At 46.3% G+C, this 17,372-nt stretch carries 14 protein-coding genes and 1 tRNA gene; 3 read left to right on the forward strand and 12 right to left on the reverse strand.

Translation table 11 applies throughout. The annotated features are described in order from the left end of the window. Nucleotides 1-285 precede the first annotated feature (285 nt). The 7 genes from NST34_RS18935 to NST34_RS18965 all read right to left on the reverse strand — a co-directional run bounded on the left by NST34_RS18935 (nt 286) and on the right by NST34_RS18965 (nt 10,679). On the reverse strand, nt 286-1,689 hold the full coding sequence (locus tag NST34_RS18935; protein ID WP_341128548.1) for an FAD-dependent oxidoreductase: 1,404 nt from the start codon (nt 1,687-1,689) through the stop codon (nt 286-288). Next, nucleotides 1,626-3,746 (reverse strand): MGH1-like glycoside hydrolase domain-containing protein, encoded by a 2,121-nt coding sequence (locus tag NST34_RS18940; protein ID WP_341128549.1) that lies wholly within the window; start codon nt 3,744-3,746, stop codon nt 1,626-1,628. The genes NST34_RS18935 and NST34_RS18940 overlap by 64 nt, the downstream gene beginning before the upstream one ends. Before the next feature lie 30 nt (nt 3,747-3,776). Further along, a complete protein-coding gene (locus NST34_RS18945; protein WP_076286700.1) occupies nt 3,777-5,306 on the reverse strand; it encodes an extracellular solute-binding protein in 1,530 nt (509 codons plus the stop codon). 52 nt (nt 5,307-5,358) lie between these two features. After that, on the reverse strand, nt 5,359-6,231 hold the full coding sequence (locus NST34_RS18950; RefSeq protein ID WP_341128550.1) for a carbohydrate ABC transporter permease: 873 nt from the start codon (nt 6,229-6,231) through the stop codon (nt 5,359-5,361). Between the two features lie 3 nt (nt 6,232-6,234). Then, nucleotides 6,235-7,194, reverse strand: coding sequence for an ABC transporter permease (locus NST34_RS18955; RefSeq protein ID WP_076286698.1), 960 nt, complete (start codon nt 7,192-7,194; stop codon nt 6,235-6,237). Nucleotides 7,195-7,441: 247 nt separating this feature from the next. Next, nucleotides 7,442-9,730 carry a helix-turn-helix domain-containing protein gene (locus NST34_RS18960; RefSeq protein ID WP_076286697.1) on the reverse strand — a complete coding sequence of 763 codons (2,289 nt, stop codon included), beginning with the start codon at nt 9,728-9,730 and terminating at the stop codon, nt 7,442-7,444. Between the two features lie 876 nt (nt 9,731-10,606). Further along, a tRNA-Lys gene (locus NST34_RS18965) sits at nt 10,607-10,679 on the reverse strand. A gap of 311 nt (nt 10,680-10,990) precedes the next feature. On the opposite strand from NST34_RS18965, the gene NST34_RS18970 reads away from it, so the two are divergent. Continuing rightward, the gene (locus tag NST34_RS18970) at nt 10,991-11,347 is read left to right on the forward strand and encodes a VOC family protein (RefSeq protein ID WP_341128551.1); all 357 of its coding nucleotides are present in this window, start codon (nt 10,991-10,993) and stop codon (nt 11,345-11,347) included. A gap of 372 nt (nt 11,348-11,719) precedes the next feature. Here the strand turns inward: NST34_RS18970 and NST34_RS18975 are convergent, their stop codons facing one another. The 4 genes from NST34_RS18975 to NST34_RS18990 form a co-directional block, all read right to left on the reverse strand. Beyond that, nucleotides 11,720-12,178 carry a hypothetical protein gene (locus tag NST34_RS18975; RefSeq protein WP_341128552.1) on the reverse strand — a complete coding sequence of 153 codons (459 nt, stop codon included), beginning with the start codon at nt 12,176-12,178 and terminating at the stop codon, nt 11,720-11,722. 178 nt (nt 12,179-12,356) lie between these two features. Beyond that, a complete protein-coding gene (locus NST34_RS18980) occupies nt 12,357-12,950 on the reverse strand; it encodes a chloramphenicol phosphotransferase CPT family protein (protein ID WP_341128553.1) in 594 nt (197 codons plus the stop codon). 145 nt (nt 12,951-13,095) lie between these two features. Then, entirely contained in the window at nt 13,096-13,647 is a 552-nt protein-coding gene (locus NST34_RS18985; protein ID WP_341128554.1) for a glutathione peroxidase, read from the reverse strand. 251 nt (nt 13,648-13,898) lie between these two features. After that, a complete protein-coding gene (locus tag NST34_RS18990; RefSeq protein WP_341128555.1) occupies nt 13,899-15,068 on the reverse strand; it encodes an MFS transporter in 1,170 nt (389 codons plus the stop codon). Nucleotides 15,069-15,251: 183 nt separating this feature from the next. On the opposite strand from NST34_RS18990, the gene NST34_RS18995 reads away from it, so the two are divergent. Both NST34_RS18995 and NST34_RS19000 read left to right on the forward strand, forming a co-directional pair. Continuing rightward, on the forward strand, nt 15,252-16,112 hold the full coding sequence (locus NST34_RS18995; RefSeq protein ID WP_341061106.1) for a LysR family transcriptional regulator: 861 nt from the start codon (nt 15,252-15,254) through the stop codon (nt 16,110-16,112). A 154-nt stretch (nt 16,113-16,266) separates the two neighbouring features. Continuing rightward, entirely contained in the window at nt 16,267-16,668 is a 402-nt protein-coding gene (locus NST34_RS19000) for a VOC family protein (protein WP_149647094.1), read from the forward strand. Between the two features lie 125 nt (nt 16,669-16,793). Here NST34_RS19000 and NST34_RS19005 read toward each other — a convergent pair whose 3' ends face one another. Further along, nucleotides 16,794-17,288 carry a GNAT family N-acetyltransferase gene (locus NST34_RS19005; protein ID WP_076300860.1) on the reverse strand — a complete coding sequence of 165 codons (495 nt, stop codon included), beginning with the start codon at nt 17,286-17,288 and terminating at the stop codon, nt 16,794-16,796. Nucleotides 17,289-17,372: the final 84 nt, after the last annotated feature.

Raw genomic sequence — 17,372 nt, forward strand, 5'->3', positions numbered from 1 at the left:
CCTGGTCGTCGCAGCGTGTGTCGGGTCTTTGTCTGCGTCACCAGGCCAAGCCTTGTTAACACCGCTGTATATTGGGGGTGAGCTCAAAATTACGTCGACCTGGGGCTGGGCAGCGACGGTATGGGGTGCTACCGCCCCAATAACACTGACTGACACAAGCAAGACAAGTACCAAACGGATCATCAACTTTTTCACGAACATGACGTTCACTCCCTTATCTTGAACTGGAACTCAATCACAAATGACTCTGTAAGCGTTATCAAAGATTATTAGAGTTTTTCCGTATTAATTTATCTCTTCCGCCCATGCAGAGCTTGCTGGCATTGGAATCCGCTCCACCTCTCCTTCTATAAATTGACCACGCAGCTGGAGAAGGAACCGGATGTGGGAAGTTTGAACCTTCCGGACATTCTGTAGCCCCTGGAATATATAGAGCGCAGCAGCTGTACCCGATGCTTCCCCGATGGCGCTTACCGAGGCCATGATCCGGTAGGAGCTGTGAGCTTCGTGGGTGCCGCTGATGCATCGGGAGCTGAGTAATAGATTGGTGCAGCCCTTGGGGATAAGCGAACGGTATGGAATATGGTAGTAGCCTGGCTCAGGGATGCTCTCAAGCCTACTGGCGCCTCCATCCGGACTATGAATATCCAAGGAATAAGCGCATGCTGCCACCATATCATCAAAGCGCCTGCTCTGCAGGCAGTCCTCTGCAGTCAGTTCGTATTCTCCGACAATTCGCCGCCCCTCTCGGATACCCAGCTTAGGGGCGATGTATTCCAGCTGGGCATGATGGAAAGCGGGATGCTGCTTAATAGCCTCAAACAACTCCTGCGCCTGCCGAATACCTTCTCCTTTCCCTCTAATAACTGTTTCCGGCCGGGTGGGGTCTACATCCAGCACCGAAGTAGAGTTGAACAGCAGGGCTTTTTCATCTGGATAAGGAAAACAAGTAATGCTCTGCCGGGTGTTGCCGGTGAGGCCTGCCGCTTTCATGTCGAGGTAATAAGGCAACAGCTCCCTTCGCAACGAATGAATGGCTGACCACTGCCGAATATCCGGCTCCTTCAGCCGGGAGCAGTCTATACCGCTGACCTTGAAGGTGGCAGTGGCGGACTGCAGCTTACCGTCGCCTTCTCTGCCCAGTTTGTACTCCAATCCCGCCAACGCGGAAAGATTGCCGTCGGCAGTGGCGTCGAGGTATATCTTAGCGGTAACCGCAGTTGTTCGGCTGCCCTGAATATGCAGACGGACAATTCGTCCATTCTTCATATCAACTTGGAAGACCTTACAGTCGGTCCACAGCGTAAGGGTCGGTTCGGAAGCCAATAGCCCCTCATATGCAGCCTTCAACTCCTGCTCATCATAGGTAGGAACGAGCTTCTCATTGTAATGCGTATATGCGGCGGGGAACAACTCCCGGTGAATGCCGCTGGTAATCGGTTTTCCACGTGAATCCCGGAAGTTGCATATTAAGGATACACTCGAGAATACACCTGTTCCCCCCACTTCCCCGGCTTGTTCGATCAGTAGCACCCTCATCTGCAATCTTGCAGCAGCAAGCGCCGCGCTAATACCTCCGACACCCGCACCCGCGATGATAATATCAAAATCAAAAGACTCTTTGTTCATATCGTTAGACCCCCTAAATCCGTAACTTCTCTCTCCTCTGCGGAAAAACGACCTACCCATACTCGTTGCGGAGCACCGCTATAAACGATGCTGCCATTGCATGAAATCTCGCAATATCCGGGGTTCATGCTGACGTCAATGCTTTGTCCCCTGAATAGGAAACCGGAAACGCGTACCGTACCTTCCTCCGGCGGGTTCGGACGTATCCATAAGCTGCCGTCCAATCCTGGTTCGATACCCGCCATACCAAACAGTAGAGCTTCCATCCCCGATAACCCCGCCACCACATTGGCCCGTTTATGTGCAGGTACAGCAGGCCTGTCACAATAATGCTCTTGCGGATAATAGGGCAGATGCCTTCCCATCCACAGTAAACGCTTCAGTACATTCCAAGCTGGTCCACTTTGGCCATTTTCCCATAAAGTCAAAGCCAGCATCGGTCCGTCTCCCGTGTATGATCCACTGCCGGACCAGTCCGGATCATTCAGTTCATAATGAAGTTCATCCCTGGCGGATACACTGCTTACTCCGTAAGCTCCGAGGAATGCATCGTCTGTTACCTGTCTGAGCATTCCGGCCATCATGGTCTCATTACAAGCGCCAAAGCGCAAAGCGTCATAATATTGGATCGAGTAGATTATTTCCTCGTGGCCCCCGGGATAGAGTGCCTTGAACCAGCCAGCCTCATCATCCCACAGATGCTCCCGGATTGACTTTCGAATCCGCTCCGCCTTTTCCCGCCACTCCTTAACCGGCTCATGGTCTGCTCCTAAATGCAATGCCAACTCCGCCAGACGGTCGTAGCTCCAGGCCCGCTCGGCATTAGGGCTGGCTACAATGTGCTCATAGCCCGCCCCGCGCATTTCGAGCAAATTATGCTGCAAACCGTAATCCAGCAAATCATTCCATTCGGTAAGGCGCTGGTCATCATACAGTGTTAGCAGTCTCATCGCCGGGAACAGATCGCTCCCTTCCCCATGGAGCACAATAGCGGACCAAGCAAAATGGATAAAGGACCACAGGCTATAGGAGTAAGGGACGTCCGCTCCTCTGCCGGTTGGGGCAAACCGAGAGTGGCGGTCAATTCCACTTGCCACCATCAGTCTGGCCAACTCCAGGCTCTTCTCCTTGCCAAGCAGAAGAACCATCGTTTTGGCTGCGTAGCCGCCAACATCCCACGGATAGCAGCATATGCCCGCCCCCTCCATACCAGATACCGCAGGAAACGGCGTCATGACGAACTCAGGGTTTTCCCATAAACATACGAGTCCGCTAATAAGCGAACGTTTATAATAATCCTCCAGCCCAGGAATATCGGATTGCAAGTAAGGCAGACGTTTGCCGGCATCCTCCAATCGCTTCTCCCAACCTGCTGTCGTCCGCTGCTCCAGCTCTGCCAGCGTCTCATCCGGGCAAAATGGATTTCCAGACTCGGTCATGATGATGCCAATACGTACCTCCAGATCTTCCCCGTCGGCCAGCTCCGCTTCCCAAACTCCTTCCCGCAGCAGAGTTACTCGGACCTGTTCATTCTCCCAAACACCGGACACTGCAAAGGTCAAGCCCCCAGATTCGCGTTCGCACAAGCCAGGCTCCAATTCCTGAGCAGGCGCTGCTGCCGCCTCTGGCCAGCCATAGTCCCACAAGTCATAAGCTACATAAGCCGGGCTGCCCGGTGTTACTCGGGGACGCAACCTAACTGGCACCGGGCTGCCGCTGCGGTTGCGGATGGTCACCTTCAGAACAAATCCATGGGTGTTCAATAATGGAACCAGCTCACTGCAAACGCTTAAGGAAATCAGCCTTTCTCCGATAAAATGATGGTATGTGCCACGGCGGAAAATTCGATCGGGGCGCCAGCGCTCTTCGGCGTAAAGTACTCCGCAGTCTCCCTTGCCCAAGTTTCCTGTATCCTCAATATCGTGGTCGTTCACGATCATGTGAATCCCAGCATGCAGATCCTTAGCGGCAAAAGGGGGCGAGTAGCACCCCTTAACTCCCATTACCATATTTCGTTCCGGAGCTACGGTGCTATAACCGCTACATACCCAAATATGCTCCTTAGGCGCAAGACAAGCCCGCAGATCAAATGCAAAGTCCTCCAGCAAATAACTCATAACGCACCTCATTTTCTTTAAATAGCCACATTATTTCTTAGCCTGCTTCGCATACAGCTCCGTATAATCCTTGATCATCTGGTCCCCGCCCTGAGAGCGCCACTTCTCCACTTCTTTATTGAAGCCGTCTTCATCAAGAGTTCCCATAATAAATTTGACACGGGCGTCAGTTATGATCTTGTTCAGCTCCGTTCCCTTTTCCACAGCGGTCTGAGAGATCAGGGGCTCCACCGGGTTGGATACGGCAATGGCCTCGTTTTCTTTCATCATGGTACGGAATTTATTGTCCGTCTCCCCCTTCCCTTTCCAGATCATCAGCGCACCATCATAGGTAGGCAGCTGCTTTAGTGGAGATACCTCGTTGGCATACGCTGTTTGGTCAGTGATTTTCGGTTCTCCGTCCTCTCCTTTGGTGTAATGGACCCCCTCGATACCCCACGTCCAGGTATACAACATTTGGTCATCGACGATTTTGTCAAAGAAACCAAGAAGCTGTTTCAGCTCCGCCTCCGACTTGACTGTAGCCTTTGGGAACACGAACATTCCGTTATATCCAGTGGTCGCAAATACCTGTTCCCCCTTTGGTCCTTGAATTCTGCTGACAATATCAATTTTGGCGTCAGGATTGGCCTTCTTCAGCTCGTTTCCTCCTGTGATCACGAAGTCAAGGGTGGTGAACAGCATCCCGGCCTTACCTTGGAAGAATTGCTCTTGCTGTTTGTTGACTTTGGTAGCCGCAAAATCCTGATTAATCAGCTTTTCCTCATACAGCTTCCTATAGAACTTCATGGCTTCCATATTTTCTTTAGTCATAGACTCGGGAACTGCTTTGCCATCCTGAATATCCCATTGGTTGGGCGCTCCGAAGAAGGACGCGATGGTCTGGAATCCAAGGAGACCTGTGGACCCTGCGCCGCCGGAATCCTCGGCTTCCACCAGCCCGAATGTATCGTTTTTTCCATTTTTGTCCGGATCGTCTAGGGCAAATGCGCGGATAACATTATAGAGATCATCGATGGTCTTGGGTTGCTGCAAGCCTAGATTATCTAACCAATCCTGCCTGAAGGTTATGCCTTGGCGGGCCAAAGCTCTGGCGCGGTACAAACCGTAAACCTTGCTATCTACCGATATATTCTTCAGTACCTGTTCATTGGTGTTGTACTTGCTCAGATTAGGATAGTCCTTGATATAAGGTCCGATCTCCCAGAACATACCCGACCGCTCCGCATTGATGATAGATGAGGACTTGGTATCCCCAATCATCAGTACCTGGGGTAGATCATTGGAGGCGATAGAGACGTTGACCTTGTCATTGTAAGCAGACGCCGGAACCCAAGTGACATTGATTTTGGTATTCGTATACTCTTCGATTTGCTTGATAATCGAATTGTCGGCTTTGGGCGGCTCAGTCGAGGAATACTGGTTCATCATTGTAAATGAAAATTGTCCACCTGCCTGCGGGCTCTTCCCTTCCTGTTTGCTTCCACACGCCGACAAACTTGCGGCTGTCAGAATGACTAAGAGACCTGTCAGGAACATTTTGTAGCTTAACTGTTTCATGTCTTACTCCCCCTCATTATATTGAAGATATTGTATTAAAAGATGAATAGGGTCATCCTTTAACCGAACCTAGCAGCACTCCTTTGGCAAAGTGCTTTTGCAAAAATGGATAAATTGACAGAATCGGGACGGTGGAGAACACAATAACCGCCATATTGATAATCTTGGACGGCGGCGGAGGGGCCTCGCTCATATCAGACAACCCCTTCTCCGAGAGAATCACAATCTGTCTTAGCAGGACCTGGATCGGCCATTTATTCGAATCGTTGATATACAAAATAGCGCTCAGAAAGGTATTCCAATGAGTTACTGCGTAAAACAGTGAAAAGGTTGCCAGCGCAGGCAGAGATAGTGGGATGACTATACGGAATAAAATCCCAAGGTCATTGCAACCGTCAATCTTGGCCGATTCCTCCAGGCCGTCAGGCAACTGCTGGAAGAAATTTTTGATGATGATCATATTAAAAGCACTGATCGCGCTGGGAATAATAAGCGCCCAGTAGGTATTGGTAAGGTGCAGCTCTTTGACAATCAAAAAAGTAGGTACAATACCGGCGTTGAATAGCATTGTGAAGATAACCATGAGCATGACAACGCGCCGTCCGTAAAGATCTTTGCGGGCAAGTGGATACGCCATCAGCACAGTCAGCAGCAGGTTCACCAATGTCCCGATCACAGTCACCCCAATGGTAACTGCCAGGCTGCGCAGCAATATTGGAGTAGAGAAGATATATCGGTAGCCCTCTAACGAGAATTTCGTTGGAAATACGACGAAGCTCTTGGACAGCACCTCCTGCTCTGTAGCGAAGGAAATCAATATGATGTAAATAAACGGGATGATCATCACAGCCGATACCAATAGCAGGATTGCGACATTGATCCCGTCAAACATACGGGTGCTCCAGCTTCGGTTTTGTTGATTCATAGATTAATACACTCCTTCCTCGCCGAATCTTTTGGCCAACCAGTTGGAACCGATGACCAGTACAAATCCAACCAGCGACTTAAAAAGGCCAACAGCGGTACTGAAACTGAACTGCCCTTGCGTAATCCCCGCCGTATATACATAAGTATCAAACACTTCTCCGACCTCACGGTTAATCGGATTTAGCATCAGGAAAATTTGCTCAAAGCCCGTATCCAAAAAGCTTCCCAACCGGAGGATGAAAAGAATAATAATGGTGGAGCGAATGGCCGGAAGTGTCACATGCCATAATTGTCGCAACCTTCCTGCACCATCCATTTTTGCCGCTTCATATATCTGGGGATCAACTCCTGCCAAGGCTGCAAGAAATATAATGGTTCCCCATCCCGTCTCCTTCCAAATCACCTCCAATGTAACCATGGTTCTAAACCAGCCTGAACTGGCGAGAAAATTGATCTTATCTCCACCCATTGCCATAATGGCTTCATTCACCAGTCCGCCGTCGATTGTAAAGAAGGTATAGGCGATGCCGACTACCACGACCCATGAGACAAAATGCGGGATGTAGATGACGGTCTGTATGGTTCTTTTTAATTTCTCACGGCGCACTTCATTAATCATAAGAGAGAGCAGGAACGGTGCAGGAAAGAAGAATAGAATATTGTATCCGGCCAGTACCAGGGTATTCCTCAGAAGCATCCAGAACGCGGGATCATGGAATAGCCGCTCGAAGTGTTTCATGCCAACCCACTGACTGCCGAAAAAGCCCAAGAAAGGCTGATAATCCTTGAAAGCCAAGAGAAGTCCCCACATCGGGGCGTATTTGAATAATAGGAAGTAAAGGACCCCGGGGGCCAGCATCCCGTACAACCATTTGTTTCTCCGTATCTGCCCCCAGAAATAGGGTCTCTTTCTCAACGGGGCAGATATTTCAATCGCAAGATTTCCTTTGGGTTGATTCATCTTCGACTCCACCTTCGTGTTATTTGTGCGTACCTTCAAGATAAGCGTCCGACAAGCCGACGTCTATAATCAAGGGATAATCATCAAGGAAGGTATTTGCCACTATTTAGGTTATAATCATGATCACGTGCGGAACAATCATGAGGATACGATCAGGAGTAACTTCTTGTTACTCTGTAACATCATAATGAAAAGACCCCCAACGACAGGCTGTGGACCTATCGCAGGGAGTCTTCGGCTGAAGCGTTCATTTTTTCTGATGGCAGTGCAAATCCCGGTATTGTCCGGGCGTCATGTTCTCCATCTTGCGAAAAAAGCGAATGAAGTTCTGGGGATTGGTGTAGGTTAATCGATCCGCAATATCTCCGATCTTCATATCAGTCTCTACCAGCCATTGCTTCGCCATCTGTAAACGGTAGTTTTGCAGGTACTCGCTGAAGCTGATCCCCTTTTCCCTGCTGAACAGCGGCCCCAAATGGTTGGGGTGATAATTCAATTGCTTTGCGCATGCTTCAAGCGTAAGCTCGGTGTCGAAGTTCTGATGGATCATATCAGTTAGCTGGTCCGATATTTTCTTGACATGAGACTTTCTCTGGTGCTCCAGCCTGCGCATGATTGGAGTAATGACTGTCTCACTAAACCAAAATCGGATTTCCTCCTGGGATTTTAGATCAAGCAATCTGTCAAAAAGCTGTTTTTCCTGATCGGGTGGAAATTCCGCGTCTGTATTCTTCTTTGTATCTGCTGTTATCTCGGACTGTCCAAGCTCGGTCAGTATCGTGTACAGCCTGACCAATGCCATCCGATATTGGCGCCAGTCGGCTTGCTCTTCAAAGATCAATCCAATGCAGCGCTCCAACAGTTCGTCAGCCCTTGTCCGCTCCGCGAGCTTAACTGCATCGTAGAGCTCTTTGGCTGCACGGTGCGGGAACACGCTGGATACTAAGTCTTCAGGCTGGACATCATCGATAAACAGAACTGATTCCGCGCCGAAACGGATCCTATAGCGAAGCGCCTCCAGTGCTTGCTTGGCAGAGATAGAAATATCGACGAGCTGATTTTGGGGACGGCTGATGCCGATGCTAATATGCAGCTTCAGGTATTGCAGTACTGTTCTCTGGATCAGTTCTGCTACAGCAAACAACCGGTTCTTGTACTCCACATCCGTAGTTACGGCACCTCCGACAACCGTGATCTGGGATTGTTCCAGCAACACAGAATCTAGCCGTTCCTCGGCGGGGATCAGCTCGCCGACGATATTGGCGATCGCGAAGAGCAGCAGATCACGGTCGTTTTCGCTATACCGGGACCGCTCCAGAAAATCGATCTGAATGGCGAGTACGGCATACCAGTTCCAATCGGCGTGATAGCCATATTCTTTCAATCTGGCCGGTAACTGAGATTCTTTCTCCTCGCCGCGAATCAGCTTCATGACAAAAAATTGCTTTAGTTCCCGTACTTGTCCTGTCAGCTGAGCCAGGAGGCGGGATTCCGTCTGCAGCATGGATTGCAACCGACAGCCGATCATGGTGAATTCGTCGGTACGGGCTTCATCTGGCGGATCTCCGAATCTGCTGGCAATCGTTGCGGCCAATTTCCGAACTGGCCGGTAGAAATTACGGGAACCAAGTAGTGCGAGTCCGCCGGTTATCAGAACCATGAGCAGGCATACAAACAGAGTAACCCAGCCTATAGAGCGGGAATCTCGGGTAATATCCTTGATGAATATGGCGGAAACATAAATCCAGTCATTATAACTTGACTTACGAACGATAACGGTTGTATTGTCCCCATCAAGCTCAACGTTGAATTGTCCTTCCGTTTCATTTCGCCTTTGCATCTCGGCAACAAGTTGCTCAAAACCGGATTGCTGTATTTTCCGATCGCTTCGGGACAAAAGCCGGTAATCTTTATCCATTACCATAATGCTACCGATTTGGTTGTCGGCCGCCAGAAGGCTCGCCAGCTGCGATTCGGCGATGGTCACGATGGCCAGTCCGTTGGCTTTCAGCGAATTCAACGGGATTTTCTTCACGAGACTAATACTTGGCGAGCTTTTGTCCTCGTCCGTTACCCAAAGAGAAAATGAAGGCAGCTTCTCATACCGGAGAAGATGATCCAGATTCCTTACATCGTCAAATGTAAAAATATTGTTGTTGTCGACGCCCCATTTACCTTTTAAATTTACTACAGTCATATTGTTTATCGTCAGCTCGAAGGTTTGGCTGCGCACCATGTTCTGGTACATCTCATTATAAACCTGATAATGGGCTGCAGAATAAGGGAGCGACATCGCATTCACCACAAGGGGCGAGCTAATATACTGCGTAACCGAATGATCGATCGTCTTGAGGGTTTGCTCCACACGAAGTTGGGTCTGCTGAAGTGTCGCCATGCTGCTCTGGTTTACCTTGTCCTGCACGATTGAGGAAGCTTTGAAATATGAGATGATTCCAACGATGATCACTGGAATAGAGCCAATCAGCAGACTGTACATTAAGAGACGGGTGAAATAGTTGCTGGAACGAATTTTCATGGCAACTCCCTTGTGAACGTTTTCAATAATGTTTCACCTATTATAGAGATGAGATTAAAGGAAGTCCATAATCAGGACATAATCATTAGAACGGATTATCTGGTTTGATTCGTTATCAGCTTAGCATAATGTTGAATACACTTTTTTGACATCAAGCGTGATCTTATATTCAACGGCATGAACATGAAGAGAAACGTACTTTTAGGCTTTTAGGGGACTATTTGGGGATTCAGTTATATTTTGATTTTTTACCTGATTAGGCTTTTTAATTAAGACAAATCGACCATCTACATGCTCCCTTGTCGGATAATCAAACTTAATAGACTATCGCATTGGCTAGGGTAGAGAACTTCGCTCGTCTTGATTCATCAGGTATGACAGACATTCTGTAACCCCCTAGAGTTCACATTAGTTTGGCTGCATTTCTTTAGTCATAATGCTAAGACTGCGTCTTTCAAGGGAATTCGGCGATTGTTGCGCTATCCTGCCCGTTGAGAATAAGACAGCTGATCTCCAGGCTGCCTCCCCAACTGTTTTTTTATCTCTCGTGTCCCTTCAAATATTAGACATACATCTAATCAGCTATGATTCAAAGTTCTTGTTCATTTCGGCTAACGATGTAAGTTCTTGTACTCAGCTCGGGACAAGAACTTGGTTAGTCTGAAGTTGAATTTCGGGGTTAGCGAGCACCGATCGTAACTGGCGATCGGCTTGGCGTTTAGCTTTAACATCTAGAGTTCAGAGGGTGAGTTCCGGTCTGGATGCACGAGCGGGCTGTTGCCGTTGGCATTTGCAGCTCAGAACCCCCCACTCTCTGCATATTCCTCCAACTCCCATTAACAACAAAAAAACTGCATTTCCGCCTTTTCTTCTGGATGGACTCTCAGGGACTCGAACCCTGGACCAATTGATTAAGTGTCAACGGCTCTACCAACTGAGCTAAGAGTCCATGTATACAATTGTTGGTGGAGCCATGGGGGATCGAACCCCTGACCTCATCGCTGCAGCGATGCGCTCTGGCGTGGTGGTCAGGGGCACTGCCCTATACTTCACCTCACAAAGCAATGATCAATTTCCAACTGTTTCATTTCCAAAAAAGAAAACCCGTCTCACGATGGACCCCTTTCATACTTTTGACTAGGGGTAAGCCGCTTGCCAAATCCCTTATAAACGCCCCACGATTCCTCATCCTCCCCGGTTTCAGTGCAAAATGGCGTATAATGAACAAAATATAAATTCACATAAGGGGATATTAAAGTCATGAAATTGAGCCTGAATTGGATTACGCTAAGGGTGCGCGATCTGGAGGCATCCCTTAATTTTCATCACAGGATTCTGGGACTTCCGATAGACCGCAGATTTGAGAGCAGAGGAAAACAGATTGTTTATGTTAGGCACGGAGGGACAGCCCAAGATCAAGCTTATACAGGGAACCGACCGGCTCTGAAGCCAGAATGCGGCGCTTCCGTTGGGTTCGAGGTGGAGTCACTGGATGAGGCAATAGATCATTTGAAAAATCAGGGCATCCCGGTAGCGCGCAGGCCGATCACGCCGAATCCCCGCTTGCGGTTCTTTTATGTTCTGGACCCGGACGGCTTTGAGGTACAGATAGCTTAGCACAGCTAGGCCAGTGTTTTTCAAATTAGCCTCTTGCTTCACTTACCAAACAGCACAAAAAACGGCGGAGACACCGTTGGATCAGAGCATATCTCCCCCAGCGAAAATGCACGCTTCCCTTGTTACCGCATGTTCTCGGCAAATAGCACAATGTTTTGAAATCAATGATAAAAGCGTACCCATTTAACCTCATCGATCCGTCAGGCCTCCTAAGAATAAGAACGTCATCTTTACGGCTGCAGCCGCCTCAAAGTAGATTCGTCTGCCTTGGCCCGTACTTTTGCCTCCAACTTCCTTCAGATTCACCTCGCGGTAGATACCCTTGCCCTTCGCTTAAGGTAAACTTGCCAGCCCCCGTGAGAGACTTTCACCCTAGAGATGACGCCCATGCTGGGCGTACATCTCTAAATCATTATCCAATTTTAAGAGTCTAGTCGAAATTTCAGTTTTTGGAGGATCAGGCATTACAGCGGTGTTTAATCTGCGCTGTAATTCTTCAATTCCGTATTCCTTATTCTTAAAACGTTCGACTAAGATTTCGTAATGATGAATGACTATTGAAATCCAATTTATCGGTACATGGCTTGAGTTTTCTGCGCAATCTTTAGCTTCCTGCAATGAATCGTGCAGAGTGTCACCAATAACATTCCACTCCAGGTCACATGAGAATAGATAGTAACCTCTGGCACCGTCATATTTAGCTACCGCGAAAGCAGTGATAACCTCTTTTTTGTTTTCACCCTCGAACAAAACATATCCGTTATTATTGAAATGCTCGTTTGCTGTATAAATCAAAACATTTGCTCCATCCAGCAATGGTGGCACTGTCAAGTTATTCACCTGCTTTCGAAATTGAAGTGTTCGTCTATAAACTCTGCAAACTAATACTCAAATCCTATTGGTTGACACTCAACTAAACTGCCCGTTAGCTTAATTCCGAAATCCCTCGGGCAGACCGAGAGGCGATAGCCCCAACGCTTGATATGGTGTTATCTGATGGATACGCCTACTAGGAAACACTAACATTTCTTTTACTTAATTTCTTAAATACCGAGTATTCCTTATTGGACTTAATAAAACTTAATATCTTTTCGGCACATTCTTTTGGATTCATCTCTTCAGTATTTACTTCGAGGTCATATTCATCAAAGCAATATACTTTGCTAAACTGTGAAGTTGCTAGTCCAATTTTTCTATCTCCTCTTGCTTGCTCTCTTCTTATGAGTTCTTCTTTCGAGCATATTACACCTATAAATAACGTAGGCTGATCGAAAAATTGATCAAGAAACTGATTAAACCTCTTGTCATTGTCGATTACGGTATCTACTATTACATTAAAACCCACTTCTGATAACAATTTAATTGTCGAATGGTACACTGAGAATATGGAATCATCAAGTATTTGTGAGACAACTTGATGATCTATTTCTCTTGGAGGTTCATCTGGAAATTTATTATTAATAAAATCATTGTAATTATTAAAAAAATCATCAATTGATAAATGATAAAAAGGAATCTCTTTCTGATTTATCAGTTCAGTCGATATGGAGGTCTTTCCAGAACTTGAAGTTCCATTTAGATAAACTAGTATCCCTTGCTTCAATTTAATCATCCCTTCAAAAAATTATCTTTGCGTATTTTTCAGATAACGTTATAATCACAAAGGTCATAAAATTATCCAACTCATAAAATATTCGAGAAACGATTGAACTATCCTGCCCGTTAGCTTAATCACTAATCGGATTCATTTACTTTAAAAGAAGTGATTCAATAAATACCTCTATGTCAAATGGTTCAGTCGTAGTTTCGTATCTACCATATATGTGACCGTTTCGATCGATTAAAAACTTTGAGAAATTCCACTTGATCCCGTCACCGGCATATATGTCCGGATACTTTTCCCGCAGAAAATCCTGCATCCATTGACCGCCTGATGTCTCAGTATCGAACCCTTGAAATGGTGCTTGCTGTGTTAAATATTGAAATAACGGATGAGCAGACGGTCCCCTAACCTCAACTTTCTCGAATAAAGGAAACTTAACTCCAAAGTTGCTCTCACAATATTCATGTACTTCCGAGTTACTCTCTGGCTCTTTCTCGTTGAATTGGTTACAAGGAAAACCTAGTATTTCAAACCCTTGCTCATGGTGAATTTCGTAAAGGCTTTGAAGATCAGGTAATTGGCGAGAATAGCTGCATCTACTGGCAGTGTTCAGAATAAGCAGAACTTTTCCACGATAAATTGACAATTCAACAGGCTCACCATTAATTGACTTCGCTTGAAAATCATAAATAGACATCAGACCATTCCTCCGCATTATTATTATAAATAACATAATATCGCTACAGGCCTTTATTGGTCTAATATATAAAAGAAATAATCTTTATAGAATGAACCTATAATCCAATAATACCTTAGTATATTGCCCGTTTAATTTACTAGAAAAGAGGAGCTACCATATAGGAAGCTCCTCTACTTATTTCCCCCCAACAAAATCCGTTTCTAAATTCATCATGAAAATAGTACATCCTCTCAGTTCTGGGGCTTATCCTAACTTGCTGGAGAACTTTTTTTATTACCTATAGCCAATTGAACGATAATCTGAAGCACGATGATTACAACCAAACCATAGAATGCTTGGACGAAGCTGCCCGTTGCATCGTGGAGCCAGCCAATGGCTAGCGGCCCAAGCGCTCCGAGAATGTAACCACCTGATTGGGTCATTGCGGACCAGCTACTGGCTTCCTGAGCATTGCTTGTTTCATCAATGGGCAACATCAGTGCAATCGGGAACAGTCCACCCGCTCCAATACCGAGTGGAATCGCCGCTAGCCAGGGGCTAACGGATATGTTCAGCATCAGGACACCCATCAACTCTAATAACGCACACCCGACAAGCCAGAATACACGTCTTTGGTAACGGTGTACAAGCATGGGAATGAACAACGTAGAGGGCAGTGATATCAATGTAAATAAGGTTTGGATGTTGCCGGCCATCTCTTGACTATACCCCTGGCTTTGGATTGCTGGCGCAAGCCAAGCGGTCAACGAGTAGAAGATCGCTGCCATCAGCCCGAAGAATAATGTCAGCATCCAGGCACGCTTGTTGTTCACCGGAAGTGGTGCATTAAGTACACTCGAGATTTTACCGGATTGTCGATCTATGCGCGCAGACCAGGCTAATCTCAACCAGATCGGCAATGCAATGGCTGCGAGAAATGCCCATACAGCCAACGAGCCCCTCCACGAACCACCCAGCGTATGCTGAAGCGGAACCGATAATCCCACACTAATGCTGGCCCCCATCACCATCGCTGTAGAGTAGATACCCACCATAGCTGCCACTCGGTCAGGGAAGTACTGCTTAATGAAGCTGGATAATAGCGGCCCTGCCAATGCTATTCCTACTCCGGACAGAAAAGAAGTGAACATCATCAATGGAGTTGTACCCACAAACCATCGTAATCCCGTACCTAACCCAATGAGGATTAAAGCCAAAACAATTGCGCCCTCATTTCCCCACTTTCTGCTTAATCTTACGGAGAACGGAGCAAATATGCCCATACATAATACCGGAAGTGTGGTTAACAGACTGGCGGTAATCCCGCTTATACCCAGATCATTCTGTACGGTGCTCATTAGAGGTGAAATGGATGTAATGGGTGGTCGTAAATTCAGTGAAGCCAGGATAAGCGCCAGGACGATATAAAAAAGTTTCATTATGAATCACCTCATGGTAGTAGTATCGTTACATTCACCCATCATCCTATTTGTTAACGACAGATCGTTGGGTGGTGCATGATTAAGTATAGAATCATTAGAATGATTGAACAATACTATAGTTTCTATTAAAATGATTACTAAAACCAATGATTAGAGGGTATTCATATGGAGATTCGTCAGATGGAAAACTTCATTGCGGTGTGTGAGGAGCTTCATTTTACACGAGCAGCTGAGAAACTCGGCATATCTCAACCTACGTTGAGTCAACAAATACGCGCGCTCGAGGATGAACTCGGTGTTCCCTTATTTGACCGAGTCGGCAAAAAGATTGTGATGACCCAGGCAGGAAATCTGTTTCTGGAGCACTGTGTACAGATGATTCGGCATTTACAGAATACCCAGGATGCGTTAGCTGAATTCCGCAATGATCAACGAGGTCGGTTGGTAATTGGTGTTCTCCCTTCCGATCTGGACTATCGGCTCACCCCATTGCTCGTGAATTTTCATGCACGATTCCCCAAGGTACAACTGAAGGTTATCTCTTCGATCTATGTCTTGAATCAAGTGCTGGATAATGAAGTAGACATCGGCATCGAGATCACGTCTGCTCCTGATGATCGGCTTGTACGCATTCCTTTGTGCAGTGAAGAATATGTACTCGTCGTTTCCGAGAATCATGATTGGGCTGAACGAAGCACGATTGGAATCCAGGAACTGCGAAATATCCAAACTGTGATGTTCCCCGAAGGATTTACAGGCAGAGAACTGGTTGATGGCTATTGCCGTAAATATGGATTCAGTTTAAATACGATCATGGAGACCAGTTCGGCTACTTCCATTATTAGCTTGGTTAAAGCCAACGTCGGAGGAACATTGCTGCCTTATCGTTTGATCCAAGCGATGAATGAACCAACTCTACGCTGCATCCGAATTACAGACGATCCGCCATACCGTCACTTTGAGATCATTCATAGGTCCGACCGTTTTCTGACAAAATCGGCCAAGGCATTCATTGAGAAAACTATCGAGTATTTCAATTAAGAGTGAGTTGCGATATAGAGAAGAGAAGTTACTAAGGAAACCGCATAATGCATGACAGAAATGTCATTCCGGATTCTTTTGTAAGATTCGCTTCTGCTGCCAGAACTAGAGTATAGTAGGAGTTGTTAAAAATATATTCCAGGAGGCTATAGCCATGCCACAGGAGATCTGGATTAACCTGCCGGTCAAAGATGTTGAGAGGTCAACTGCCTTTTTCAATGAGATTGGATTCCATGCAGTTAGCGTTGGTAACGAGAGAGCCAAGCTTGACATAGGCCAAACAACAATTCTGTTGTTCCCGGATGCGGCGTTTGAGAAATTCACAGGTTCTAAAACCGCAGATACTTCACATAGCGCAGAAGTAATATTTTCCATTGGCGCTGAAAGCAGAGAAGAAGTAGATGCCTTTATTCAAAAAGCAGAGTCTGCCGGAGGAAAAATCTTTGGCAAGCCGAGTGAAATTGACGGCTGGATGTACGGCGCAGGATTTGCCGACCTGGACGGTCACCGCTGGAACCTGCTGTACATGGATGAGAGCAAAATGCCTAAAAGCTAATATGAAAACGCCGGTCACCTGCTTAAGGTGACCGGCGTTTTTTCACACCCACTATAATCTCATATCTGTAATTCAAATCACCTGGGTTAGCCTATTGTTTCCCATTACTTCAATAAGGATGTGCTTTAAAAGTAATCGGGGATATCAAGTACTATGGAGTCGATATCATTTTCTTTTGAGTAATACATACAAACACTGTCTTTATATTTCTGAAACTCATTAGGTAGTACAATAAAACCTAATTCTTTGTAAAATTCTATTCCAATATCACTATAAAGGAAAAAGTTGTTACACTTTTCTTCCTGTTCAAGTTTATTTATCGTTTCTTTGACCAATAAAGAAGCATATCCTTTTTTTCTTAAATATAAAGGGGTAGCAATTGAACCAATCCCTTTTACAATTTGGTCAACAGAAAGATTTAGTTCATATACGATGAGGGAGCTTAATAGCTGCTTTGTATCTGTTGCTTCAAGAACGTACCACTTTCCCTTTTTATACTTTTTGGAAGCCTGGCACATAGTTATATATTCTTCATATGGCAGATTATCTCCCCAAACATCATAGCCCATCTTATAAATTTCGATCATTTCCTCTTTTGTTGCTTCCCTAATTTTTTTCAAAGTACCTCTCCTTTTGTTTTATGCGGTTATAGATTCTTTTCGACAATAAGCTTATCATGATCTCTATTCTTCTGAAGCAAAACT

The sequence above is a fragment of the Paenibacillus sp. FSL H7-0714 genome, from assembly GCF_038003765.1.
Lineage (GTDB): Bacteria > Bacillota > Bacilli > Paenibacillales > Paenibacillaceae > Paenibacillus_AQ.

Coding starts and splice junctions, on each gene's coding strand:
- NST34_RS18935 (WP_341128548.1), bottom strand. CDS start 1,689: ATGGGTAGGTCGTTTTTCCGCAGAGGAGAGAGAAGTTACGGATTTAGG.
- NST34_RS18940 (WP_341128549.1), bottom strand. CDS start 3,746: ATGAGTTATTTGCTGGAGGACTTTGCATTTGATCTGCGGGCTTGTCTT.
- NST34_RS18945 (WP_076286700.1), bottom strand. CDS start 5,306: ATGAAACAGTTAAGCTACAAAATGTTCCTGACAGGTCTCTTAGTCATT.
- NST34_RS18950 (WP_341128550.1), bottom strand. CDS start 6,231: ATGAATCAACAAAACCGAAGCTGGAGCACCCGTATGTTTGACGGGATC.
- NST34_RS18955 (WP_076286698.1), bottom strand. CDS start 7,194: ATGAATCAACCCAAAGGAAATCTTGCGATTGAAATATCTGCCCCGTTG.
- NST34_RS18960 (WP_076286697.1), bottom strand. CDS start 9,730: ATGAAAATTCGTTCCAGCAACTATTTCACCCGTCTCTTAATGTACAGT.
- NST34_RS18970 (WP_341128551.1), top strand. CDS start 10,991: ATGAAATTGAGCCTGAATTGGATTACGCTAAGGGTGCGCGATCTGGAG.
- NST34_RS18985 (WP_341128554.1), bottom strand. CDS start 13,647: ATGTCTATTTATGATTTTCAAGCGAAGTCAATTAATGGTGAGCCTGTT.
- NST34_RS18990 (WP_341128555.1), bottom strand. CDS start 15,068: ATGAAACTTTTTTATATCGTCCTGGCGCTTATCCTGGCTTCACTGAAT.
- NST34_RS18995 (WP_341061106.1), top strand. CDS start 15,252: ATGGAAAACTTCATTGCGGTGTGTGAGGAGCTTCATTTTACACGAGCA.
- NST34_RS19000 (WP_149647094.1), top strand. CDS start 16,267: ATGCCACAGGAGATCTGGATTAACCTGCCGGTCAAAGATGTTGAGAGG.